Origin of the sequence: Rhizobium sp. MHM7A, assembly GCF_005862215.1 — a bacterium.
Classification (GTDB): domain Bacteria; phylum Pseudomonadota; class Alphaproteobacteria; order Rhizobiales; family Rhizobiaceae; genus Rhizobium; species Rhizobium bangladeshense.
The window spans coordinates 36,849-59,919 of record NZ_VCHT01000012.1 but is presented as its reverse complement, the minus strand read 5'-3'; the positions used below and the strand labels follow the sequence as shown (position 1 = coordinate 59,919).

Below are 23,071 nucleotides of genomic sequence, written 5' to 3'. Positions count from 1 at the left end.
GAAGAGTGTCCAATGCAGAAGGGAAGACCGATGAATGCCTTCACTCTCAACAGACGTGCGATCATGCTGTCCGCTGTCGCAGGCGTATCAAGCATGCTTATCTCGAGCCTGGGTGGCTCCGGCAGCGCCAACGCCCAGGCCGCGCCCTTGGTGACCGCCAACGCTGGTCACTACCGCTTCAGCGTCGGCGAAATCAGCGCGACTGTGTTGAGCGACGGCGTGATTGGTGGCCCGCCCCGCGTTTATGCAAGCGACGCGCCGGAAGCCGAGCTTCAAGAGGTCCTGCGGCAGGCATTTCTGCCGACCGACCACATGACGCTCAACCTCAACACGCTGCTGATCGAGACCGGTGGCCGGCGGATTCTGATCGAGGCTGGCGCCGGCAAGACCATGGGCCCGAACGGTGGCCGCATCTTCGATAACCTCGCGGCAATCGGTCTTGACCCCACGGACATTGACGCGATCGTCGTCTCGCACACCCACCCCGACCATGTCGGCAACTTAAGGACCGCGGACGGCGGCAAGGCCTTTCCCCGCGCCACTGTATTCGTCCCGAAGGCCGACTGGGACTTCTTCGTCCGCACCGATCCGGATCTCTCCTACATGCCTGTGCCGGAGGAATTCCGTCTGCGCTTCGCGGCAAACATCAAGAACAGCCTGGCGCCGGTCATGAACGACGTCGAGCTTTATGAAGCCGGCGCCGAGATCGTGCCGGGTCTGACGACGATCGTCGCATCGGGTCACACGCCCGGCATGGCGACCTTCCTCGTCCATTCCGGGAGCGACCAGTTGCTGCTGACGGCAGACCTTGCCTACCACCCTGTCGTCAACGTCGACAATCCCTGGCTGCCCGGACCCGACCGCGACAAAGAGACGGCTCTTTCTTCCCGTCGTCGCATTTTCGATAGGGCGGCCGCCGAGCGCATGCCCGTGCTTGGTTTCCACTATCCATTCCCTGGTCTTGGTCGGATGCTGAAGACCGACGGTGGCTATGCCTGGGTACCAGCTAGTTGGCAATTCTGACGGTTAGCGAAACGGAGAAATCTCATGGACCACTCAAAGATCAACAGACGCGGCTTCCTCGGCACTATGGGGGCGGCGGCGACAGGGCTGGCACTGGCCACCAACGCTACGGCGCAAACCGAGGACAAGAATGTGGCGTCGCCAGTCACTGGATCAAACCCGGATGTGCTGACCCGCAGCTTACCACGTACCGGCGAAAAGGTCACAGTCTTGGGTCTCGGCACATTCCTCACCTTTGACCTGAAGCCCGGTGATCGCCGTGACGCTCTCCGTCAGGTCTTCGAGCGGTACGTCGCTGCAGGCGGTCGCGTGGTCGACACATCGCCTCTCTACGGCTCGGCCGAAGTCAGCGTCGGGCAGTTCATGGGCGAGTTTGCAAGATCCGATGAGATGTTTCTCGCCAACAAGGTCTGGTCGACAGGAGAGTATCTTGGAGACGAAAGCCACGCCGTTGAAAGCTTTCGGCAATCGCGCATGCGGACATGGCGCGCCACGATCAATCTCATGCAATGCCACAGCATCACCAATGCACCGGTCGTCATTCCACTGATGAAAGCCTGGAAGAAGGAAGGGCTCATACGCCATGTCGGCGTGACGCATCACGAGTCGGCGGCGCAGGATCAGTTGCTGGCGATCGTCCAGCGCGACGATGTCGATTTCATCCAGACGAACTACTCGATCTTCAACCGCGACGCCGAGCGCCGTCTTCTCCCGGCCGCGGCCGACAAGGGCGTCGGCGTCCTGATCAATTTGCCGCTTGAAAAAGCACGGTTGATGAAGGTGGTTGAGGGACATCCGCTGCCTGGTTTCGCAGTCGAGTTCGGCGCGACGAGCTGGGCGCAGTTCTTCCTGAAGTGGGTCATGGCGCATCCGGCGGTCACGAGCGTACTCTGCGGCACCTCCAACCCTGACCACATGAGTGATAATGTCCAGACGATGACAGGCCCGCTTCCTGACGAGCGCATGCGTGCCCGCATGGTCGCGCATATGGAGACCATTCCCGGCTTCGGGTCCATCGGCACGATGCCGTGGTATCCCGATAAAGAGAATATGTATGCCGGCCTAATCCGGGAGGCGCAGGCGAATGCGGTGCAGCGCCTGCGGTAAGGCGCGACTATTTTGCTGTCCCCTTAGAACAAATCGCCAGGAGATCGACCTTGCCCTCCACAAGACGCTCGCTATTGACGGCCTTTCTGACGTTGCCTCTCATCGACGCAGCAAGAATGAAGGCGTTTGCGCAGGCCGTTCCCGAACTGCCGCTCACCCTTGCATGTGACGATGGAGATCAACCAACCCTCGAGCGAGAAGCCGGTCCATTCTTCAAGCCAAACTCGCCGCTCAATCGGGATCTCTATCCGGATGCACCCGGGGGCGAGCGAATAACCGTCGCCGGGTTCGTGCTCGACAACCGCTGCCGACCGCTTGGCGGCAGCCTCGTCGATATCTGGCATGCTGACGAAAACGGTGACTACGACAGCGTGGGTTTCCGTCTGCGCGGACACCAGTTCACCGACACCCGGGGAAGATGGTGGTTCAACACCATCGTCCCCGCGTTTTATCCCGGCCGCACGCGTCATTTCCATCTCAAGGTCCAGCGCCCAGGGGGACGCGTCCTTACCACTCAACTCTATTTTCCCCGCGAGCCCAGAAACGCCGGAGACCGGCTGTTTGACGAGGCACTGCTCCTCGACATGAAGCAAACCAGTGACGGAAAGTTCGGACGGTTTGATTTCGTGATCTGACGAAGGAAGGCCGCGGGAGAGGGCGGACTTAATCGCTTACGAGTTTCTCAACTTGCGTTTACGTGCATTCCGCTGATTTGCACAGCCTCGTTGACAGATAGAGATCTCTGTCAACGCGTCTTACGGCCGCTATTGAAAATAGCCTGCCGGACGCCGTAAAGCACGACGCCCGGACAACGCGAAGGGCAAATCAGGCGTTGAAGCCGGCGTCTAAGTGCGCGCAAAAGGCCTCGCGTGAGCGACAGGAGTGCCGACTTCGACATGGCGTAAGCCGTGACACCTGGGAAAGGCACGCGCTCCGCCAAAGCAGAGCCGATAGAGATGATCCGGCCGCCCGATGAGAGCTGCGGGATCGCCGCCTGTGCGAACAGGACGGGCGCGCGAACGTTCACATCAAGCATGGCCTGCAAGTCGGCGAGAGCCAGATCCGCGGTCATGCCTGCGGTTCCGATGCCTGCGCTGTTGACCAGAATGTCAAGCCCGCCAAGTGTGTCGAGCGTCTGGCTGACGGCGCGACGAATGGCGCCCGGGTCGGCACTGTCGGCTTGAATGGCAAGCCCGCGCCGGGGCCGGTCCAAACCGCTCCTAGATCTTCGCAAATCCTTCGACCTGCGCGCGGATCGCGACCTCAGTCGGCAGCCGCTCCATCGAACTTGCGCCGTAGAAACCGTTGCAACCCTTGCAGCGGGCGAGCACGTAGGCGGCATCCGCGGGCATCGCGATCGGGCCTCCATGACAGAGCACGATGACGTCCTCGCGCACCGACCGCGCAGCATCCGACCATGCGTTGATCTTCTCCACGCATCCCTCGAGCGTCAGCGCCGTTTCTGCGCCGATCGCGCCTCCCGTGGTCAGGCCGAGATGACAGACCACGATATCGGCACCTGCCTTGCTCATGGCAATCGCGTCCTCGCTGCTGAAGACGTAAGGGGTGGTCAGCATATCCTTGGCGTGCGCACGCGCGATGATGTCGATTTCCAGATCAAAGCCCATCCCGGTCTCTTCGAGATTGGCGCGGAACGTGCCGTCGATCAGCCCGACCGTCGGAAAGTTCTGGATGCCGGCAAAACCCATCGCCTTCAATTCGTCGAGGAAGTGATCGGGCAGCATGAAGGGATCGGTGCCGTTGACGCCGGCAAGCACCGGCGTATGGCGCACGACCGGCAGGACCTCGCGGCCCATTTCCCTGACGATCTCATTGGCATTGCCATAGGCAAGCAAACCGGCAAGCGAGCCCCGCCCGGCCATGCGGTAACGGCCGGAATTATAGATCACGATCAGGTCGATGCCGCCGGCCTCCTCGCTCTTGGCGGAGAGGCCGGTGCCGGCGCCGCCGCCGATGATCGGCCGGCCCTCGGAGATCTTGCGGCGAAGCTTGTTCAGAATGTCGTTGCGGTTGGCGTGTGTCAAAACTCTCTCCTCAGGCGTGGATGTCATGGAAGCTGGCAACGAGTGCCGCGGCAAATTCCGGACTGTTGATGTGGGCGTCTATCTCGATGAGGCGCCTGTTCGGCGCATCGTTCCAGCCGGCGCGGATGACGGAAAACAGTGCCTCGTCGGCTTCGGGATCGTAGAACGGCTGGCCGGCGGCATCGATCGCCGACACGCCCTGAAGCGGCAGCAGAAAGCGGACCGGCCCCTGCATCCGGTTGAGCCGTTCGACAATGAAGGCGCCGATCCGGCGATTTTCCTCTGGGGTGGTGCGCATCAGGGTCACCTGCGCATTATGGACGTGAAGCCTTCGGTCACAGAACGATGCCGGCACTGTGTCGCGCGCGCCAAAATTCACCATATCGACGGCGCCGACCGAGCCGACATAGGGCAGGCCGCTGCGGATGATGGCGCCGAAGCGATCCTCGGTCGCGGGAAAGACGCCGCCGACAAGGAGATCGGGAATCTCGGTCGTCGTCACATCGATCACGCCCTGCAGCAGACCTGAATCGGCGAGCTTCTCCATCGACTGGCCGCCGACGCCGGTCGCATGGAAGACATAGATTTCATGGGTCTTGCCGAGCATCTCGCGAACCTGCGTGACGCAGGACGTGGTGACGCCGAACATGGTCATGCCGATGCCCGGTCGATCATCCCTGGAAGCGGGAACGGGGTTGCGGGCCATGCCGGCCGCCGCATTCGCCGCATTGCCGATCACCTTGCGCGAGATCGCATTCAGGCCGGCGACGTCGACGACCGAATACATCATGGTGAGATCATTCGGCCCGACATATGGAGCCACATTCCCCGAGGCAACGGTCGAGACCATTAATTTCGGCAAGCCGATGGGAAGCGCCCGCATCGCTTCCGTTACAAGTGCGGTATTGCCGGTTCCGCCGAGGCCGAGGACGGCGCCGATATCGTTGCGTGATTTCAGGAAACCCGTCAGCGCCTTGGCCATGGCCGAAACCGCGGTTCCCCGGTCGGTCTGCCCGAGCACGGCCGCAGCACCATCCGGATGAAATGCCGCGACGTCGCACGTTGGAATATCGGCGTCCGCACCCTCACCAAGCGTGCCGACATCAACCAGAATGGCCTCGGTTCCGGCCGAAAGAACCACCTCCCTGGCGTAGTTCAGTTCAGCGCCCTTGGTGTCGCAGGTGCCGACTATATAGACCTTTCCCATTGGTTTTCCTCCTCTTTTTCAATCCAGCTTCTGCTGGTTTTTCAACAAAATTCCCCGTTTTGTATTTTTCATATTGTATATTCTTTAGTATATTGCATACTTAAATCACGAATGCCAGACGGAAGTGGAGACTATGAACGCACCGCGCCACCTGACCCTTCGCGAGCGGATTTACGAGGAAATCGTACGCCTGATCGTTTCCGGCGAACTGCCGAGCGGCGTCTCGATCGACGAAAAGGAACTGACGGAACGCCTGCAGGTCAGCCGCACGCCGTTCCGCGAGGCGATCGGCACGCTTGCCAAGGAAGGTCTGATCGAGATCAAGCCTTATCGCGGCTTCTTCGTGCGCAGCTTCACGCCCAAGGAGATCGACGACCTCTACGAATTACGCAAGACGCTCGAGTGCTTCGCCGTCGAACTCGCTGTTCCGCAGATGAGCGACCGACATATCGCGGGCTTCGAACGCATCCTCGACGAGGCGGTGGCGGCGCTGCGCCGCGGCGACATGGCGACCTACGGCATCCGCGACAAGGAGTTTCACGAGACCATCGCCGAGCTTTCAGGAAGTGCGCCGCTGGTCGAAACGCTGGCGCGGCTCGCGCTGCAGATCCAGATCTGCCGCTCGATCGCCAATGAGAGCCGCGATCTGGCCGTAAGGGCGGCCGAGGAGCGCAATCAGATCCTGCAGGCTTTCAGAGCGCGTGACATCGCCCGCGCCAAGGCACTGATGCACGCGCATATCAGCGATGTTCAGCAGGCCGTCATGGCGCGGTTTCAGAAAGAAGATCCGGCGCGTTAGCCGCCCGGAACGAAGGAGAGGGAGGTCTCCTTTTCAACAAGCAAAACGTGGCCGAGGAGCGGCCCGGAGGAGGGAGCAATGCTGAAATTTCTTGCCCGCGGCACGGCACTGGCGGCGATGATCGCCACAAGCTCGCTGGCGCATGCCGAGACCCTGAAAATGTGGGGTCCGGAACAGATCACCGAACCGCTGGTCGCGCAGCTCTGGAACGGCATTAAGGCCGATTTCGAAAAGGCCAATCCCGGTGTGACCGTCGAATTCATGCCGCCGACCGGGACGATCAGCAACGGCGCCGTGCAGGCGGCGATCCAGTCGGATGCCGGCCCCGACGTGATCCTCACCAATTCAGGCATCGGCCGCATCAGCGTCGTCAAGAACGCCAAGCAGGTGATGCCGCTCACTGAGCAATATGAGAAGCGCGGCTGGAAGGATCAGATCTATCCCTGGCTCTACACCGAGCTCAAGGGCCAGTTCGGGGGCGAAATCTACGAAGTTCCCGATGGGCTCGATGCTCTCGGCATCTGGTATCACAAAGACGTTTTCGCGCAGGCGGGCTGGAAGATCCCGGCGACCTGGGCCGAGTTCGAAACGCTGATGAAGGCGATCGAGGAAACCGGCCTGCAGCCGATCGCCATCGGTCCGCGCACGCCGGGCAGCGCCGGCCATCTCTTCGGCAACCTGTTGCAATCGGCGAGCGGCAAGGAGGTGATCGGCAAGGCGATGCGCCGCGAGGTCGCCTTCGACGATCCATCGATCGCTGCCGGCGCCGTCCGGCTGCAGAAGCTGGTCGAGGCGGGCTACATCAAGAAGGAAATGGCCGGCCTCGATCTCGATGGCGCCTCCCGCCTCTGGTTCAACAAGCGTGCGGCGATGTTCGTTGCCGGTCCCTGGTTCACCGCCAATGCCCGCAAGGCCGGCTACGACCTCGCCAACGCCGGTTATGCGCCGATGCCTTCCGACATCAAGGGTGCAGCAATCCCGACCGGCGGCGTCGGCTGGAGCTGGCTCGTGCCGGTCAATTCCAAGCAGCCGGAGCTTGCGATGAAGTGGATCGACTTCATGCTCTCGGATGCGGCGATGAAGAAACGCGCGCAGGATCCGGCGAGCACGATGATCTACCCGCGCGAAATCCCCGGCGTCGAACCGCCGACCCCCGTTCTCAAAGATATCTTCGCCGCGGCCGCTGGCGGCGTCGGCTACAATCCGAGCGTCTATCTGCCGGGCACCGTTCTCGACACCTATTTCCAGGTCATCCAGGGCCTGATCTCCGGCCAGATCGGCGGCGAGGACGGCATGAAGCAGCTCCAGGCGAAGATGGCCGAGGCCAAATAGTGGTTGTTCCAGAAACGCAGGGAAGCAAGATCGTGGCTCCTCTCGGGGATGCGTCTGCCGTGGCGGGACATACGGGCGGCCTGTCTGCCCGCATGTCCAAAGGCCGGACGGCCGGCGCTGCCTTACCTGAGGGATCGCCCAATGACGATGCCCGCACCGCATTCTGGCTGGTGGCGCCGGCGCTCGCGCTCTACGCCGTCTTCACGCTGCTGCCGATTGCCGCGACCTTCTGGCTGAGCTTCAACAGTTCCGCTGGTTTCAACACCTCGGCGAGCTTCGTCGGCGTCGGCAATTACGCCAAGGCGGCGCAGGATCCAATCGTCTGGAAGAGCCTCGTTCATACCTTCGCCTGGCTGGCCTATCATGTGGTGATGGCAGGCGGGCTCGGTCTTCTGCTGGCGCTTGCGGTCAGCAGGCTGAGGATCACGCAGGTCTTCTTCCGCACCGCTTTCTTCCTGCCGCATCTGGTCTCGCTCGCCGTGGTCGGCGTCATCTGGGCCAACATCTACGATCCGTTTTTCGGCCTGCTGAACACGGCCCTGACGCAGATCGGGCTCGGCGCCTTCACGCAAGGCTGGCTTTCGGATCCCGCACTGGTGCTGTTCTCCGTCAACGTCGCAAGCTCTTGGCAGGGCTTCGGCCTTTATATGCTGCTCTTCATCGCCGGCCTGCAGAATATCGATCACTCGCTCTATGACGCAGCCGAAGTGGACGGCGCCAACGCTTTCCAGAAGCTGATTTATGTGACCCTGCCGGGACTTCGTGAGGTCATGACCTTCGTCATCTCGCTGGCGATGATCAACGGCCTCAAGGGCTTTGCCACGGTCTTCGTCATGACCAATGGCGGGCCCTTCTATCAGAGTGAACTGATCACGACCTATATCTATCGGCTTGCCTTCCAATCCCAGGATCACGGGCTTGCGGCCGTGCTCTGCATCCTGCTCAGCCTGCTTGCGATCGTCATCACCATCGTCTTCAACCGCTGGCGCGCGAGGCTGTCCCAATGAGTGTACGCAACCGCGAATGGCCGGTGGTGCTGGCGCTGACGCCGGTCTTGATCCTGATCCTTGCCCCCTTCGTCTGGCTGGTGATCTCGAGCTTCAAGACCGAGGCCGAGATCGGCCGGGCGGATCCCTTCACCTGGCCCGCCAACCTGATATGGCGCAACTATCTCGATGCCTGGCAGATAGGCGGGTTCGGCGACCTCGTCGGCAACAGCCTCATCAATCTCGTCGGCGTCGTCCTCCTGTCGCTCGTCACCTGCGCGCCGGCCGGCTATGCCCTCGCCAAGATCCGTTTTCCCGGCCGCGAGTGGCTGTTCTATGCCTTCATTCTCGGCCTCACCGTGCCGGTACAGGCGATCGTGATCCCGCTCTACCAGGTGCTCTTCGGCTTGAACCTCGTCAACACGCTTGCTGGTATCGTGTTGGTGCAGGTCAGCAACGGCATTCCCTTCGGCATCTTCCTGATGCGAAGCTTCTTCATCAGTGTGCCGGATGATCTGGTCGAGGCCGCCAAGATCGACGGCGCCTCGCATTTCCAGATCCTCACCAAGGTGTTTCTGCCGATCTCGGCTCCGGCAGTACAGGCGCTCGTAATCATCAGCGCGCTCTCCACCTGGAACGACTTCTTCCTGCCGCTGATCGTGCTGATCAGCCCAGAGGTGCAGACGCTGCCGCTCGGGCTCGTCCGTTTCGCAAGCACCTATGCTTCCGACTACCGCCTGGTCTTCTCAGGCACTGTCATTTCATTCCTGCCGATCATCCTTCTCTACATCCTGATGCAGCGCCGTTTCACCGAGGGGCTGACGCAGGGGGCAATCAAGGGCTGACCATGTCGCATCACGTCCAGCGGGAAATCCGCTACAATTTCGAATTCGAACACCGCATAAAAGCCTGCTTCATCGGCGCCGGCGGCCATGCCTACCGCAATGTCTATCCAGCGTTGCGCTATGCACCGATCGACCTCGCCGGCCTATGCGATCTCGATCTCGGCCGTGCAGAGAAATTCGCCAGGCTCTTCGGCGCCGGCAAAGCCTATGCCGACCACCGCGAGATGCTCATGCGGGAAGAGCCGGACCTGGTCTTCCTCGTCACTGCCTATCATCCCGATGGCCGGGTGCAGGCGACCGATCTGGCGCTCGACGCGCTTGCAGCAGGCGCCCACGTCTGGATGGAGAAACCGACGGCAGCAAGCATCGAGGACATCGAGAGGCTGCAGGCGGCAAGTGCGGCGGCCGGCCGCATGGTGATGACTGGACTCAAGAAGACCTTTTTCCCCACAATCGAGAAGCTCAAGGACCTGATTGGCTCGCCGGGTTTCGGCAGGCTGACCTCGATCAATGTCCGTTATCCCCAAAGCCTGCCGCGCCGGGAAGACCGGGCCGATCTCGTCAAGATGCAGAGCTTTCTCGACCACATCTACCACCCGGGTGCGATCCTCAACTTCCTGGGCGGCGAGATAGAACGCGCTAGCTACGAGTGGGAGCCCGTGACGGGGGCGAGCGTCACCAGCCTGCGCTTCCGCTCCGGCGCGATCGGTACACTGCACCTTGCCGCCGGCCAATCGGGCGGCAGCATCTTCGAGCGCGTCGAAATCATTGGCGAAGGCGCCAATGCCATTGTCGAAAACGGCAGCCGGCTGACCTATTTCCGCAAGGCGGACCTTCCGTCCTACGGCCGCGCCGCGAGCTTCATCCAGCCGGACGAGAACGCGGCACTCTTCTACGAGCCGGAGCATTCACTTGGCCAGCTCTACAACAACAACCTCTTCTATCTCGGCTACGTCCCGGAAATCCTGCATCTCACGGATGCGATCCTCGCCGGCACGCCGATCACGAGAGGCACGCTCGAAATTGCCCGCGAGATCATGAAGCTCTTCGAATTCTACCGACGTACGGATGCCGGCGTCACCACCAATCTCTCACCGGAGGCACAGTCGTGAGCGAAACCGACGTCATTTTCAGAAAAGCCGGCGGCAAATTCATGCCGACCAGCTGGGGCGAACTCAACTGGAAGATCACCGGCGACGGCACGCCCGGCGCCGAGATGACCTTCGGCACCTGCCGCATCAATCCCGGCGAGCGCAATCAGCTGCATTCGCACCCTGATTGCGAGGAAATTCTCTATGTCGTCTCCGGCAGTTGCGAGCACAAGATTGGCGACGCCCTTTATCGGCTTGAAGCCGGTGACGCGATCCGCATTCCCCGCAATATCCGACACTGGGCGCGCGCGCTCGGCAAGGAACCGCTTTTCGCCCTGATCATGTTCTCCTCCGGTACCAGGACGGCCGTCAATCATGAAGGCGAGGGTGCCGCCTGAACCGGTTGTTTTCCGCAACTTTGCCAAGCTCTGACGTTTGCGTGAAACCACTCCGATAGCTGTGACAAAACCTCATCGCCTCTGCTATGTCAGGAAAAATGCGGCGACCCAGCAGGCGTCGCGCTCTGTCCGATCAATACCAGGAGTTTGAAAGATGAGCGGTACCTCCGACTATATACCCCCGAGGGTGTGGACCTGGAACAAGGCGAATGGCGGCCAATTTGCCAATATCAACCGCCCGATAGCAGGACCGACACATGAGAAGGAGCTTCCGATCGGCCGTCACCCGCTGCAGCTTTATTCGCTTGGAACGCCGAACGGCCAGAAGGTTACGATCATGCTCGAGGAGCTGCTGGCCCTTGGCCATAGCGGTGCTGAGTATGACGCCTGGCTGATCAAGATCGGCGAGGGTGACCAGTTCGGCAGCGGCTTTGTCGCCGTCAATCCCAACTCCAAGATCCCGGCACTGATGGACCGCAGCGGGCCGAAGCCGATCCGCGTCTTCGAATCCGGCGCCATCCTTACCTATCTCGCCGAGAAATTCGGCGCTTTCCTGCCGACCGAGCCGAGCGAACGGGCCGAATGCCTGTCATGGCTATTCTGGCAGATGGGAAGCGCGCCTTATCTCGGCGGCGGCTTCGGCCATTTCTACGCCTATGCGCCGACGAAGATCGAATATGCGATCGACCGGTTCGCAATGGAAGTGAAGCGTCAGCTCGACGTGCTCGATCGCCGTCTGGCCGAAAGCGAATATGTGGCAGGCAACCAGTACACGATCGCCGACATTGCCATCTGGCCATGGTATGGCGGCCTGGTGAAGGGCTGGAGCTACGGGGCGGCCGAATTCCTGCAGGTCGAGAACTATAAGAACGTGTTGCGCTGGGCCGACACTATCTACAGCCGGCCCGCCGTGCAGCGCGGCCGGATGGTCAACCGCCTCTCCGGCGACCCCTCGACGCAATTGCACGAGCGTCACGACGCCAGCGACTTCGAAACCAGAACGCAGGACAAGCTCGCGGCCGCCGAGTAAGCAAGCTGATCAGTCACTTGTCGCAGCAATGAATGAGGCTTCGCCGCCGTAAAGGCGGCGGAGCCTTTGCATACTGCGCGAACTCAGTTCTTGACCGTGTCTTCCAGGAAGAAACGGCCGAGCGGGTTCTGGTGGAAGTTCTCGATATTCTTGCGCGAGACGTTGATATATGGGCTGTAATAAAGGTCGATCCAGTTGACGTCGTCCTTGGCCATCTTCTGCAGGTCGACATACATCTCTTCACGCTTCTTTGGGTCGAGCTCGAGACGCGCCTTGGCGACCAGTTCCTTCACCGCCTCGTTCTTATAGTTGGTCAAATAGTTGTTGTTGGAATCGTGGCCGAGGACGAAGGTGGTCTTCTGGTCCGGATCGAGAATGTCGTTGGTCCAGTAGTTGACCGAGATGTCATAGTCGCCGGCAACGAGCATATCCCATTCCTGGCTGGGATCGACCTTTTGCAGATTGGCGGTGATGCCGGCCTTCTGTAGCTGCTGCTGGACCAAGACGGCCGTCTGCTCGTCGACTTCGTCGCCGGCACGCACAACGTAATTCAGCGTCAGGTCGGAGGCGCCGGCCGCCGCCAGCATCTGCTTGGCCTTTGCTGGATCATAGGGCCGCTGCAGGTTATCGGCGTAATAATAGAGAGCGCCCTTGGGAACATATGAATTGGCGACCGTGCCCTGGCCGAAGGTGACGGTATCAACGATCGCCTTTTTGTCGATCGCAAGATCCAGCGCCTGGCGGACTTCCTTCTTGCCGAGGGCGCCATGTGCGTGATTGATCAGCAGATGGTCCTCTCGTGTCGATGCGTCGATGTCGACATTTAGATTAGGATCCTTCTTCAGCTCCTCGACGCGGGAGAAGGGCACGAAAATCGCAGCATCGAGCTCGCCGGCCTGAACGTTCAGCATGCGGGTGTTGTCGTCGGGCACCGAGATCCACTCGACGCCATCCAGCTTGACGCGGTCGGCCTCCCAGAAATTAGGGTTCTTCTTGAGGATGACGCGGTCGCCGCGCCGCCATTCGTCGATCACGAAGGCGCCGGATGCGATCGGCTTCTCGCCATAAGCGTCAGCCCCCAGCGATTCCATGCCCTTCTTGGAGATGACGGAGGCATTGGGCAGCGCAAGGGTCGAGAGGAAAGGCGCGGACGGGTTCCTGAGTTTGATCGTCAGCGTATGCGCATCGGTTGCGACCGCCGTCTCGATCACCTTGTAGGAATCGCTCCAGAGCGAGGCAGGATCGTCGCGGATGCGCAGCAGGCTGTAGGCCGCGTCTTCCGCCGTCAGCAGCGAACCGTCGGAAAATTTCGTGTCGCGGATCGTCAAGGTGTAGGTCAGCCCGTCATCCGACACCGTCCAGCTTTCGGCAAGCCCCGGCTCCAGCTTGGTGCCCGTCTTGTCGACGCGAATCAGCACGTCGTAGACGTTGGAGAACACCCAGTTGTCGATGTTCTGCGCCGTCTTGATCGGATCGAATGTCGTCGAATCCTCGCGGCGGCCGATGGTGAGCACGCCGGCGGCCTCGGCATAGCTTGCGCTCAGCGTCAGGCCAGCGAGCATGGCGGCGAGCCCGATTGATTTCCACCTTTTTGTCATCAGTTCGTTCCCTTCTTTGTTATGGCATGCGTTTGACGGACATGGATTGCGGCTCGCCCCTGCGGTCGGCGCCTTGTAGCAGCGGCTTGTCGGGATCGATGTCGGGAATGGCAGCGATCAGCGCCGCGGTATAGGCATGCTTCGGCCGCGCGAAGACCTGGTCGGAGCGGCCCTCCTCGACGATCTCGCCGCGATACATCACGACGACGCGTTGGCAGAGATTGCGCACGATCGCCAAATCATGGGCGATGAAGATCAGCGTCAGGTTCATCTTCGCGGTGAGTTGACGAAAAAGCTCGATGATCTGCGCCTGGATGGTGACGTCGAGGGCCGCCACGCATTCGTCGGCGATAATCAGCTTCGGCTCGACGGCGAGCGCGCGGGCGATGCCGGCGCGCTGGCACTGACCGCCGCTCATGCTGCGCGGCTTGCGCCCGGCGAATTCACGCTCGAGGCCGACGAGGTCGAGCAGCTCGCCGATCCGCGCTGGAATATCGGCGGCGGCGACCTTGCCTTGCACCTTCAGCACCTCGCCGAGCATTTGTCCGATCGTCAGCCGCGGGTTCAGTGCGTTGTAGGGGTCCTGGAACACCATCGCCGTTTCGCGCCTGAGCTTTGCGAGGCCCGCGCTCCTCTGCTGCGCCAGGTCGATGCCGTCGAAAGTCACGTGCCCCGAGGAAAGCGGCGTCAATCCCAGCACGGCGCGGGCAAGCGTACTCTTGCCGCTGCCGGATTCGCCGACAATGCCAACTGTCTCGCCCGGCATGATCTTCAAGCTGACGCCGGCAACGGCGCTGATCGTCCTGGCACTCCCTTTGAACAGGCTGCCGCCGCCGCTGAAGCGCACGTGCAGATCGTCGATCTCGAGCAATGCTGCGGCTGGCCGGCTTGCCCCGGCGATCTCGAGCGACGGTGCCGGCATCTCGCCTGATATCGAGGGATGGCTGTCGATGAGGTTGGTCGTATAGGGATGCTGCGGCCGCGTCAGAATCGTCCGCTTCGGCCCTTCTTCGACAAGCTTGCCGCCGCGCATCACAGCAATGCGGTCGCAGGTCTGGGCGACGATGCCGAGATCGTGGGTGATGAGAATGATCGATAGGTCGCGCCGGTCGCGAATATCGATCAGCAGCCGCAGGATCTGCGCCTGGATCGTGACGTCAAGCGCCGTCGTCGGCTCGTCGGCGATCAGGATCTTCGGGTTGCAGGACAGCGCGACACCGATCATTGCCCGCTGGCGCATGCCGCCGGAAAACTCATGCGGATAGCTGTCGTACTGGCGGCCGGGGTCGGGAAAGCCGACCTGCGCGAGAATCTCCACTGCCGCGGCACGGGCCTCGCGGGCGCCAAGGCCCTGATGGTAGCGGATGCCCTCGGCGATCTGGTCGCCGACGCGCATGACCGGATCGAGATGGCTGGTCGGGTTCTGGAAGATCATGCCGATCTCGCCGCCGCGCACCTTCAGCATCTCGGCGTCGTCGATCCGCGTCAGGTCGCGCCCCTCGAGCAGCACGGAACCGCTTTCGATCTTCAGCAGCGAGGAGGGCAGCAGACGCACCAGCGAGCGACAGAACAGGCTCTTTCCCGAGCCGCTCTCGCCGACGAGGCCAAGAATTTCACCGCGGCCGAGGTCGAGCGAAACAGCATCGAGCAGCGTGCGCGGACCGGAATCGAGATGCGCCCTGACGGTAAGATCGCGAACGGAGAGCACCGAGCCGCTCATTCATGCACCCCCAGCAATTCGCCGAGCGCATCGCCCAGCATGCTGAAGCCGAAGGCCAGGCAGACGATGGAGAGGCCGGGAAACAGCGTGATCCACCAGGCCGTAGTGATGAAGCTCTGTCCTTCCGCGACCATGACGCCCCATTCGGCGATCGGCGGCTGAACGCCGAGGCCGAGATAGCTGACGGCAGCGCCGCTGAGCAGCACCAGCGTCGCATCGGACATGGAAAAGACGATCGAGCCGGCGATGGCGTTCGGGAGCAGGTGACGGAACATGATGCGCGAACGGCTGAAGCCGAGGCTGACGGCGGCGACAGCGTAATCGCTGCCCTTCAGCACCAGCATCTGCGCCCGGATCAGCCGCGCATAGGAAACCCAGCCGACCAGCGCCATGGCGATATAGAAACTGCCGAGGCCGGGGCCGAGGATGGCGATGATCGAAAGCATCAGCACGAGGAACGGGAAGGCGAGGATGATATCGACGAGCCGCATGAACAGCGCGTCGACGATCCCGCCGAAGAAGCCGGCAATGGTGCCGACCGTCGTGCCGATGAGGAAGGGGAAGACGACACCGATCAGCGCCATCTGCAGATCGATGCGCGCACCCCAGATGACGCGGGAGAGGATGTCACGGCCGAAATTGTCGGTGCCGAAAGGATGCATCAGCGATGGCGCCTGCAGGCGCACCTCGGCATTCTGCATGATGGGGTCATAGGGCGCGATAAGAGGTGCGGCGACCGCCAGCATGATGAAGAACAGCAGCACGCCGGCGCCGACGGCAAGCATCGGCCGCTGGCCGAGGAAGCGGCGCCGGCGAGGGGAGGCGGGTGCGGTCGCCTCGATGCTCATAGCTTCACCCTCGGATCGACGGCCACGGTGACGATGTCGGCGATGAAATTGATCAGCACGGTGGCGCAGGCAAAGACCATGGCCACGCCCTGCACCACCATATAGTCGCGCGAGAAGATCGCCCTGACGAGGAGCTGCCCCATGCCGGGCAGCGCAAAGACGCTCTCGACCACCACCGTGCCGCCGATCAGCCAGCCGATGTTGACGGCAAGCAGGTTGATCGTCGGTACCAGCGAATTCGGCAGCACATGCCGCCAGAAGACGATGCCCTCGGGCATACCGCGGGCGCGCGCCGCCGTCGCGACATCCGATTTCAGCGCCTCGATCATTGCCGCCCGCAGGCTGCGCGTCAAAACGGTCGAGAGCGACAGCGCCACCGTCAGGCTCGGCAGCACGAGATGTGAAAGCTTGTCGCCGATGGTCGCGCCGTAGCCCGAAACCGGCAGCACGCCGAGTTCGACGCTGAAGAGGATGATCAGCATCAGCCCCAGCCAGAAGGGCGGAAAACCGATGCCGAAGGTCGAAACGATGCGCACCGCATGGTCGGGCGCTCGGCCGGCATTTCGCGCGGCGATCGCCGCCATCGGCACCGCGATCAGGACGGAGAGGATGACGCTCGCGCCAACGAGCGCGAGCGTCGGTTCGATGCGGGTCGCGATCAGCTTCAGCACGTCGATCTTGTAGAGGATAGACTTGCCCATTTCGCCATCGGCGAGGTTCTTGAGAAAATAGACATATTGCAGCCACATCGGCTGATCGAGACCGTACTGGGCACGGATGCTCGCAAGTGCTTGCGGCGTTGCACGCGTGCCGAGGATATTGCGTGCGGGATCGCCGGGGATCAGGCGGACCAGGATGAAGGTGATGATACTGATGCCGAAAAGTACGGGCAGAAACTGCAGCGGTCGCGTCAGAACGAACTTATAGCGGTGCATGACGGCGATCGCCCCTCTGTCTTCGTGGGATTTGAGCCGCTTTCACTTGCATCAGGATGCCTTGTGCCGGTCAAGAAAGCCTAGAAGCGCCGGATAATAGTCCTGCGGGTTCTCATAAAATGGCATGTGGCTGGCATTGGCAAATACCTTGAGCTCGGCATTCGGCAGCGCGAGCTTCATCCTCAGCGCGCAGGCAGGCGTCAGCTCGTCATGCTCTCCCGTGGTGATGAGCACGGGCAAGGTCAGCCGCGGCAGATCGGGGATACGGTTCCAGTCCCTGAGATTGCCTATGTAGAGAAATTCGTTCGGGCCCTGCATCGTCGCGTAAGGCGCCATGTTCCAGTCGTCGAGCGAGCGGCGCACCGGCGCCGGCCATTCGGCCAGGCGGCAGACATGGCGGTAGTTGAGGATGGTGACGGCGGCGAGATATTCCGGATGATCGTAAGTCCCCTGCGCCTCATGCTTCTGCATCATCGAGACTGTTTCCGGACCAAGCGCTGCCCGCAGCCGTTCCAGTTCCGAGATCAGATGCGGCATGTCGGCGACGGTATCTTCGAGGATCAGCGTCTTGAGATTTTCGGGATAGGTCAGAGCATAGTCTATCGCGAGCCACCCGCCCCAGGAATGGCCGAGCATGTGGACCTTGCCGAGCCCGAGCGTCTTGCGCACGGTTTCCGTCTCTTCGACATAGCGGCTGACCGTCCAGAGCGAGAGATCGTCCGGCCGGTCGGAAGCGCCGGTGCCGAGCTGGTCGAAGGCGACGACGCGGTAGCCTTTGTCGATCAGGCAGGAATGGGCCTCGCGCAAGTAATCACATGGCAGGCCGGGACCGCCGTTCAGGCAGAACACCGTCTCGTCGCCGGTCCCGAAGCTATAAGCGACGACGCGATAGCCATCCACATCGACCTCGAATCGCGCGTCCGGCTGCATTTCACGCCACATTGATTGCTCCAGCAGAAATTTCCCTTGCTCAATATTTGGGCATGGCTAATTTTTTACCGGAAAACGCGCTCCATGCCAGCTATAAGAAGTGATAGGGTAGGGCGGTGCATGCCAATCGGGGAACTGCCCATGCTTGATGATATCGGAACGATCAGACGGCAATTTACGGCGCATGAAACGCTGGACGGCCGGATCGACCAGGCCTTCGAGGCGATGAAGCAGCTCGGCTTCGAGGCCCTTATCTATGATTATACGCCGGTGCCCTATGATATTGACGGCGCGATCATGATTCCGTCGCTGCTGAAGCTCAGGAACATCGCCGACGACATGCACGACTACTGGTTCGACCGCGGCTATTTCCGCATCGACCCGGTCCAGCAGGTGGCGCTGCGCAGCAGCGCGCCCTTCTTCTGGAATTACGACACCAATGCCGACACGCTGATCAACCGCTTCATGAGCGACGACACCGCGCCGGTGACGCGCTATCTCCGCGAACGCGACATGTCGACCGGCGTCACCGTGCCGGTGCATATGCCGGGGGGCGATTATGCGACGGTCACCGGCATCCGTTTCCGCGGGGACCGCGATTTCGAACGGCATGCGTTGCGCGCTATCGCTGACTTCAACCTGCTTGCCCATATCTTTCATGAGACCGCCTATTCACTTTTCGACACACGCGCGAGGAGCGTCGGCACCATCCGCCTGACCGAGCGGGAGCGGGAATGCTTGCGCCATTCTGCGGAAGGCTATTCCGCCAAGGAAATCTCGCGCATCATCGGCCGCTCCGTTCCGACCGTGGTCATGCATCTCAACGCCGCGGCCAAAAAACTCGGTGCCCGCAATCGTACGCAGGCCGTCGTGCGCGCGACGCATTACCGCCTTCTTGAAGAGCGTGGACGGTCATTGCCCAACCTATAACTTATGATAGCTGCCTCCGCTGCCGCCACCGCGTTATGGTCTCCAAACTTCCGAGAAATGGAGATGCCGGTGGCCGAAGTCGCGACAAGTGAAGCCTATCTGCCCTTTCGCGATTATCGCACCTGGTACCGCGTGACCGGTTCGCTGAAAAGCGACAAGCTGCCTCTCGTCGTTGCGCATGGAGGGCCCGGCTGCACGCATGATTACGTCGATTCATTCAAGGACATCGCCGCCCTCGACGGCCGGCCGGTCATCCATTACGACCAGCTCGGCAACGGCAATTCCACCCGCCTTCCTGACAGTGGCCCGGATTTCTGGACGGTCGGTCTCTTCCTCGAAGGGCTGGACGAACTGCTGGCCCACCTCGGCATCCAGCATCGTTACGCCTTTCTGGGCCAGTCCTGGGGCGGCATGCTCGGCGCCGAACATGCGGTGCGCCGGCCGCAGGGTTTGAAAGCCCTGGTTATCGCCAATTCGCCGGCCAACATGCACACCTGGGTTGCCGAGGCCAACCGGCTGCGGCAGGAATTGCCGAAGGAGGTGCAGGACACGCTGCTGAAGCACGAACACGCCGGAAGCCTCACCGATCCGGACTATATCGCCGCCTCCCGCGTCTTCTATGATCGCCATGTCTGCCGCGTGGCGCCATGGCCGCCCGAGGTGGCGCGCACCTTTGCCATCATGGACGAAGACAACACCGTCTATCGCAACATGAACGGCCCGACGGAATTCCACGTCATCGGAACGATGAAGGATTGGACGATCGAAGACCGGCTCGATCGCATCGAAGCACCGACGCTGCTGATCTCGGGCAAATATGACGAGGCGACGCCCCTCGTCGTCAGGCCCTATCTCGATCGCGTCCCCGGCTGCGAGTGGGTGCTCTTCGAAAATTCCAGCCATATGCCGCATGTCGAGGAAAGGCCGCTGTGCATGGCGACCGTTTCCCGCTTTCTGTCGCGGCACGACTGAAGCATGGACCGGTCGTCACGATCGGCCGGCCAGCCATTTCTTCGCGACCCGGCAAGCCATCGTATAGGCCGGATCGAAGACGTTGCCGACATCGTAACGCACTACCTGGCCCAGCAGATGGCTTGCAGCCGTCCTGTCCAGACCATAATCGGACGCCAGCCAGTTCAGCATTTCACTCGTCGCATGCTGAAGCGCCTGATCGAGGGGCCGGGCATTGCCGATCGTGAAGATGTCTTCAGCGGTTTCTCCGCGCGGCCAGACCAGCCCAGACTTCTTTTCCACCGTCAGCCGCACCGTGACCTCGAAACTGGTCTCGATGCCGGTGCCGACAATCTCGCCATCTCCCTGCACGGCATGGCAGTCGCCCAAAAAGAACAGGGCGCCCGGCGCCGATATTGGGAAGCGAACCGTGGTGCCGGGGCCGAACAGGCGATAGTCCATGTTGCCGCCATATTCGCCACTGGTCGCGGTCGATATCGCCTGGGCGAGGGCGGGCGCGACCCCGAAACAGCCGATCATCGGCGCGAGGGGCAGAACGAAATTCTCGAGACCCGCGACCGGCTCCGACAGCCGGACGGTCAATGCTTCGCGGTCGATGGTCCAGAGAGCGGTATCGCGCGGCGGAAGGCCGCGAACCGTTTCAGGGTCGACAACATTGGCCGCGACGATGCTTCGGGTAAAACCAGTGCCCCTGGTCGGCGTCATGCTGATGATATCTACCTTCAGCGCATCACCGGCCTCCGCACCCTCCACGAAAATTGGGCCGTTCATCGGGTTCGGACCAGATGCCCGCCTGATGCCGTCCTTGTCATAGCCGATGGCGTCGAGCGTTTCCGTGACCACGGTATCGCCACTCGCGATACGGAGCGCCACCGGCAGGGAACCGATGACATTATGGAAGATCGTCGGAATGAAGCGATGCGTGGTCATGAGAACCCCGTTTGTTCAACGTACCGGCTGCTGCTGAATGCCCGCAGAGAACTCAACACTAGACCAGAGATCTCGGGGTGCCAATCCTGCCTGGCACGGGGCCTCCATCAGCCTCCGCAGCGGAGCGCGCGGCTGGGGCCCGCACTGCTATGCTCATGAAACATCAGAGGGATTTCCCTTCAGGCTGCCTCCTTCTTTTTCCATCGTGCTCAAATTCAAACCATTGCATCGGAACGGATAAGGAGAGGCCTTCTTGACATCGGGGCCGCTCCGGTCTTTGATGCCGCGCATTCACCAGGGGTGTCCCGGCAAGGGGCTGAGATTCTGCTGAACAATACGGCTTTGCCGATTGTGGCGCAGTGACCCGTTGAACCTGATCCAGTTCATACTGGCGTAGGGACGGTGCGGACGCTGCGGCTGTCGGGCGGATTTCGCTTTGTCGCTTGAGGCGTCTTTCCATCATTCCAACACTGGAACTGGGTCTCCAAACGTCAAACCTTGGAGCCTCACCCATGAATATTGCCGCACCCAAGCTTACTCCCGTGGTCACCACCGGCCCGCTTCCGGCCTCGAGCAAGGTCGTAAAGCCCGGAACACTCTATCCGGATCTTCGCGTGCCTATGCGCGAAATCAGCCTTCACCCGACCTCGGGCGAACCACCGGTCACGGTCTATGATTCCTCCGGTCCCTATACTGACCCGCAACATACGGTCTCGATCGACGCCGGGCTGCCGCGTTTGCGCGAAAACTGGATCAAGGCGCGTGGCGATGTCGAAGCCTATGAAGGCCGGCTGGTGAAGCCTGAAGACAATGGTTTTGCCGCAGGCGAGCGGCTGACGCCGGAATTCCCCATTCGCAACACACCGCTCAAGGCAAAGACGGGCCGCGCCGTCACCCAGCTCGCCTATGCGCGTGCCGGCATCGTCACGCCGGAAATGGAGTTCATCGCGATCCGCGAAAACCTCGGCCGGCAGGCCGCGAAGGAGGCGCTGACCCGCGACGGCGAGAGCTTTGGCGCTGATATTCCCGATTCCGTCACGCCCGAATTCGTCCGGCGGGAAGTCGCGGCTGGCCGGGCGATCATTCCGGCCAACATCAACCACCCGGAGTCCGAACCGATGATCATCGGCCGTAATTTCCTGGTGAAGATCAATGCCAATATCGGCAACTCGGCCGTCACCTCGTCGATGGCGGAGGAGGTGGAAAAGATGGTCTGGGCGATCCGCTGGGGCGCCGACACGGTGATGGACCTTTCCACCGGCCGCAACATTCACAATATCCGGGAATGGATCATTCGCAATTCGCCGGTTCCGATCGGAACGGTGCCGCTCTATCAGGCGCTTGAAAAGGTGAACGGCATTGCCGAGGATCTCAGCTGGGAGGTCTATCGCGATACGCTGATCGAACAGGCCGAGCAGGGCGTCGATTATTTCACCATTCATGCGGGCGTGCGGCTTGCCTATATCCCGCTCACCGTCAATCGTGTCACCGGCATCGTCTCACGCGGCGGCTCTATCATGGCCAAGTGGTGTCTGCATCACCACAAGGAGAGCTTCCTCTACGAGCATTTCGAGGAAATCTGCGACATCTGCCGCGCTTACGACGTCTCCTTCTCGCTTGGAGACGGCCTTCGCCCTGGCTCGATCGCCGATGCCAATGACGCAGCGCAATTTGCCGAGCTCGAAACCCTCGGCGAACTGACCAAGATCGCCTGGGCCAGGGATTGCCAGGTGATGATCGAGGGCCCCGGCCACGTGCCGATGCACAAGATCAAAGAGAATATGGATAAGCAGCTCAAGGTTTGCGGCGAGGCTCCCTTCTATACGCTCGGACCGCTGACGACCGACATTGCGCCGGGCTATGATCACATCACCTCCGGCATCGGGGCCGCGATGATCGGCTGGTTCGGCACGGCCATGCTCTGCTACGTCACGCCGAAGGAGCATCTGGGGCTGCCGGATCGCAGCGACGTCAAGACCGGGGTCATCACCTACAAGATCGCCGCTCATGCCGCCGATCTTGCCAAGGGGCATCCGGCCGCCCGCATCCGCGACGACGCGCTGTCGCGGGCACGCTTCGAATTCCGCTGGGAAGACCAGTTCAACCTGTCTCTCGATCCGGAAACGGCGCGTTCCTTTCATGACGAGACTTTGCCGAAGGAGGCGCACAAGGTGGCGCATTTCTGCTCGATGTGCGGCCCGAAATTCTGTTCCATGCGCATTTCCCACGACATTCGTGCCGAAGCCCAGAAAGAAGGACTGGAAGCCATGGCCGCCAGGTATCGCGACGGCGGCGACCTCTACATGCCGGTCGCCGAGGCCGCGAAAACGCCTTCCGGAGAATGA

General features: G+C 61.5%; 21 protein-coding genes, 1 pseudogene and 1 riboswitch. Of the genes and pseudogenes, 13 read left to right on the top strand and 9 right to left on the bottom strand.

The genetic code is table 11. The features are described 5' to 3' along the window. Positions 1-30 precede the first annotated feature (30 nt). Genes FFR93_RS29760 through FFR93_RS29750 form a run of 3 tightly spaced genes read left to right on the top strand, consistent with a single transcriptional unit; the run spans position 31 to position 2,765 of the window. Complete coding sequence (locus FFR93_RS29760; RefSeq protein WP_138395927.1) at positions 31-1,023, top strand: MBL fold metallo-hydrolase; 993 nt, start codon at positions 31-33, stop codon at positions 1,021-1,023. A 24-nt stretch (positions 1,024-1,047) separates the two neighbouring features. Then, positions 1,048-2,130 carry an aldo/keto reductase gene (locus FFR93_RS29755; RefSeq protein ID WP_138395807.1) on the top strand — a complete coding sequence of 361 codons (1,083 nt, stop codon included), beginning with the start codon at positions 1,048-1,050 and terminating at the stop codon, positions 2,128-2,130. A 50-nt stretch (positions 2,131-2,180) separates the two neighbouring features. Next, on the top strand, positions 2,181-2,765 hold the full coding sequence (locus tag FFR93_RS29750; protein ID WP_138395806.1) for an intradiol ring-cleavage dioxygenase: 585 nt from the start codon (positions 2,181-2,183) through the stop codon (positions 2,763-2,765). A 212-nt stretch (positions 2,766-2,977) separates the two neighbouring features. Here the strand turns inward: FFR93_RS29750 and FFR93_RS29745 are convergent. The 3 genes and pseudogenes from FFR93_RS29745 to FFR93_RS29735 all read right to left on the bottom strand — a co-directional run. Next, positions 2,978-3,388: pseudogene (locus tag FFR93_RS29745) on the bottom strand (SDR family oxidoreductase); the annotation flags it as partial. After that, the gene (locus tag FFR93_RS29740; protein ID WP_246661376.1) at positions 3,351-4,202 is read right to left on the bottom strand and encodes a phosphoenolpyruvate hydrolase family protein; all 852 of its coding nucleotides are present in this window, start codon (positions 4,200-4,202) and stop codon (positions 3,351-3,353) included. The pseudogene FFR93_RS29745 and the gene FFR93_RS29740, both read right to left, overlap by 38 nt. Then, positions 4,186-5,382 carry a Tm-1-like ATP-binding domain-containing protein gene (locus FFR93_RS29735; RefSeq protein WP_138395804.1) on the bottom strand — a complete coding sequence of 399 codons (1,197 nt, stop codon included), beginning with the start codon at positions 5,380-5,382 and terminating at the stop codon, positions 4,186-4,188. Before FFR93_RS29735 ends, FFR93_RS29740 begins: the two co-directional genes overlap by 17 nt. A 133-nt stretch (positions 5,383-5,515) precedes the next feature. On the opposite strand from FFR93_RS29735, the gene FFR93_RS29730 reads away from it, so the two are divergent. The 7 genes from FFR93_RS29730 to yghU all read left to right on the top strand — a co-directional run bounded on the left by FFR93_RS29730 (position 5,516) and on the right by yghU (position 11,863). Continuing rightward, positions 5,516-6,181, top strand: coding sequence for a GntR family transcriptional regulator (locus FFR93_RS29730; RefSeq protein ID WP_064710457.1), 666 nt, complete (start codon positions 5,516-5,518; stop codon positions 6,179-6,181). Between the two features lie 78 nt (positions 6,182-6,259). Next, a complete protein-coding gene (locus FFR93_RS29725) occupies positions 6,260-7,513 on the top strand; it encodes an extracellular solute-binding protein (protein WP_138395803.1) in 1,254 nt (417 codons plus the stop codon). After that, entirely contained in the window at positions 7,513-8,520 is a 1,008-nt protein-coding gene (locus tag FFR93_RS29720; RefSeq protein ID WP_246661375.1) for a sugar ABC transporter permease, read from the top strand. Before FFR93_RS29725 ends, FFR93_RS29720 begins: the two co-directional genes overlap by 1 nt. After that, entirely contained in the window at positions 8,517-9,344 is an 828-nt protein-coding gene (locus tag FFR93_RS29715; protein ID WP_138395802.1) for a carbohydrate ABC transporter permease, read from the top strand. Before FFR93_RS29720 ends, FFR93_RS29715 begins: the two co-directional genes overlap by 4 nt. A 2-nt stretch (positions 9,345-9,346) precedes the next feature. Beyond that, a complete protein-coding gene (locus FFR93_RS29710; protein WP_138395801.1) occupies positions 9,347-10,456 on the top strand; it encodes a Gfo/Idh/MocA family oxidoreductase in 1,110 nt (369 codons plus the stop codon). Continuing rightward, a complete protein-coding gene (locus tag FFR93_RS29705) occupies positions 10,453-10,833 on the top strand; it encodes a cupin domain-containing protein (RefSeq protein ID WP_138395800.1) in 381 nt (126 codons plus the stop codon). Before FFR93_RS29710 ends, FFR93_RS29705 begins: the two co-directional genes overlap by 4 nt. A 154-nt stretch (positions 10,834-10,987) precedes the next feature. Beyond that, positions 10,988-11,863 carry a glutathione-dependent disulfide-bond oxidoreductase gene (gene yghU, locus FFR93_RS29700; RefSeq protein WP_138395799.1) on the top strand — a complete coding sequence of 292 codons (876 nt, stop codon included), beginning with the start codon at positions 10,988-10,990 and terminating at the stop codon, positions 11,861-11,863. An 83-nt stretch (positions 11,864-11,946) separates the two neighbouring features. Here yghU and FFR93_RS29695 read toward each other — a convergent pair whose 3' ends face one another. The 5 genes from FFR93_RS29695 to FFR93_RS29675 are packed head-to-tail and all read right to left on the bottom strand — an operon-like array spanning position 11,947 to position 17,906. Continuing rightward, complete coding sequence (locus FFR93_RS29695) at positions 11,947-13,461, bottom strand: ABC transporter substrate-binding protein (RefSeq protein ID WP_064710463.1); 1,515 nt, start codon at positions 13,459-13,461, stop codon at positions 11,947-11,949. A 19-nt stretch (positions 13,462-13,480) separates the two neighbouring features. Then, complete coding sequence (locus tag FFR93_RS29690) at positions 13,481-15,181, bottom strand: ABC transporter ATP-binding protein (RefSeq protein WP_138395798.1); 1,701 nt, start codon at positions 15,179-15,181, stop codon at positions 13,481-13,483. Then, entirely contained in the window at positions 15,178-16,029 is an 852-nt protein-coding gene (locus FFR93_RS29685) for an ABC transporter permease (protein ID WP_138395797.1), read from the bottom strand. The genes FFR93_RS29690 and FFR93_RS29685 overlap by 4 nt, the downstream gene beginning before the upstream one ends. Next, positions 16,026-16,964 carry an ABC transporter permease gene (locus FFR93_RS29680; RefSeq protein ID WP_138395796.1) on the bottom strand — a complete coding sequence of 313 codons (939 nt, stop codon included), beginning with the start codon at positions 16,962-16,964 and terminating at the stop codon, positions 16,026-16,028. The genes FFR93_RS29685 and FFR93_RS29680 overlap by 4 nt, the downstream gene beginning before the upstream one ends. Before the next feature lie 51 nt (positions 16,965-17,015). Next, positions 17,016-17,906, bottom strand: coding sequence for a proline iminopeptidase-family hydrolase (locus FFR93_RS29675; protein ID WP_138395795.1), 891 nt, complete (start codon positions 17,904-17,906; stop codon positions 17,016-17,018). 129 nt (positions 17,907-18,035) lie between these two features. Between FFR93_RS29675 and FFR93_RS29670 the strand changes: the two genes are divergently transcribed. Together FFR93_RS29670 and FFR93_RS29665 are read left to right on the top strand one after the other, a co-directional pair. Then, positions 18,036-18,824 carry a LuxR family transcriptional regulator gene (locus tag FFR93_RS29670; RefSeq protein ID WP_138395794.1) on the top strand — a complete coding sequence of 263 codons (789 nt, stop codon included), beginning with the start codon at positions 18,036-18,038 and terminating at the stop codon, positions 18,822-18,824. A gap of 69 nt (positions 18,825-18,893) precedes the next feature. After that, positions 18,894-19,796 (top strand): proline iminopeptidase-family hydrolase, encoded by a 903-nt coding sequence (locus tag FFR93_RS29665; protein WP_138395793.1) that lies wholly within the window; start codon positions 18,894-18,896, stop codon positions 19,794-19,796. A 15-nt stretch (positions 19,797-19,811) separates the two neighbouring features. Here FFR93_RS29665 and FFR93_RS29660 read toward each other — a convergent pair whose 3' ends face one another. Then, positions 19,812-20,726, bottom strand: a complete 915-nt coding sequence (locus FFR93_RS29660; protein WP_138395792.1) for an acetamidase/formamidase family protein — start codon at positions 20,724-20,726, stop codon at positions 19,812-19,814. Positions 20,727-21,012: 286 nt separating this feature from the next. Next, a riboswitch (TPP riboswitch) is annotated at positions 21,013-21,144 on the top strand. A 94-nt stretch (positions 21,145-21,238) separates the two neighbouring features. On the opposite strand from FFR93_RS29660, the gene thiC reads away from it, so the two are divergent. Then, positions 21,239-23,071 carry a phosphomethylpyrimidine synthase ThiC gene (gene thiC / locus FFR93_RS29655; RefSeq protein WP_138395791.1) on the top strand — a complete coding sequence of 611 codons (1,833 nt, stop codon included), beginning with the start codon at positions 21,239-21,241 and terminating at the stop codon, positions 23,069-23,071.

What these genes read in the sequence shown, in the direction of transcription:
- FFR93_RS29690 (WP_138395798.1), bottom strand. Translation starts at nt 15,181, where the DNA reads ATGAGCGGCTCGGTGCTCTCCGTTCGCGATCTTACCGTCAGGGCGCAT.
- FFR93_RS29755 (WP_138395807.1), top strand. Translation starts at nt 1,048, where the DNA reads ATGGACCACTCAAAGATCAACAGACGCGGCTTCCTCGGCACTATGGGG.
- FFR93_RS29725 (WP_138395803.1), top strand. Translation starts at nt 6,260, where the DNA reads ATGCTGAAATTTCTTGCCCGCGGCACGGCACTGGCGGCGATGATCGCC.
- yghU (WP_138395799.1), top strand. Translation starts at nt 10,988, where the DNA reads ATGAGCGGTACCTCCGACTATATACCCCCGAGGGTGTGGACCTGGAAC.
- FFR93_RS29675 (WP_138395795.1), bottom strand. Translation starts at nt 17,906, where the DNA reads ATGTGGCGTGAAATGCAGCCGGACGCGCGATTCGAGGTCGATGTGGAT.
- FFR93_RS29760 (WP_138395927.1), top strand. Translation starts at nt 31, where the DNA reads ATGAATGCCTTCACTCTCAACAGACGTGCGATCATGCTGTCCGCTGTC.
- FFR93_RS29710 (WP_138395801.1), top strand. Translation starts at nt 9,347, where the DNA reads ATGTCGCATCACGTCCAGCGGGAAATCCGCTACAATTTCGAATTCGAA.
- FFR93_RS29680 (WP_138395796.1), bottom strand. Translation starts at nt 16,964, where the DNA reads ATGCACCGCTATAAGTTCGTTCTGACGCGACCGCTGCAGTTTCTGCCC.
- FFR93_RS29685 (WP_138395797.1), bottom strand. Translation starts at nt 16,029, where the DNA reads ATGAGCATCGAGGCGACCGCACCCGCCTCCCCTCGCCGGCGCCGCTTC.
- FFR93_RS29740 (WP_246661376.1), bottom strand. Translation starts at nt 4,202, where the DNA reads ATGACATCCACGCCTGAGGAGAGAGTTTTGACACACGCCAACCGCAAC.
- FFR93_RS29670 (WP_138395794.1), top strand. Translation starts at nt 18,036, where the DNA reads ATGCTTGATGATATCGGAACGATCAGACGGCAATTTACGGCGCATGAA.
- FFR93_RS29660 (WP_138395792.1), bottom strand. Translation starts at nt 20,726, where the DNA reads ATGACCACGCATCGCTTCATTCCGACGATCTTCCATAATGTCATCGGT.
- FFR93_RS29735 (WP_138395804.1), bottom strand. Translation starts at nt 5,382, where the DNA reads ATGGGAAAGGTCTATATAGTCGGCACCTGCGACACCAAGGGCGCTGAA.
- thiC (WP_138395791.1), top strand. Translation starts at nt 21,239, where the DNA reads ATGAATATTGCCGCACCCAAGCTTACTCCCGTGGTCACCACCGGCCCG.
- FFR93_RS29695 (WP_064710463.1), bottom strand. Translation starts at nt 13,461, where the DNA reads ATGACAAAAAGGTGGAAATCAATCGGGCTCGCCGCCATGCTCGCTGGC.
- FFR93_RS29715 (WP_138395802.1), top strand. Translation starts at nt 8,517, where the DNA reads ATGAGTGTACGCAACCGCGAATGGCCGGTGGTGCTGGCGCTGACGCCG.
- FFR93_RS29730 (WP_064710457.1), top strand. Translation starts at nt 5,516, where the DNA reads ATGAACGCACCGCGCCACCTGACCCTTCGCGAGCGGATTTACGAGGAA.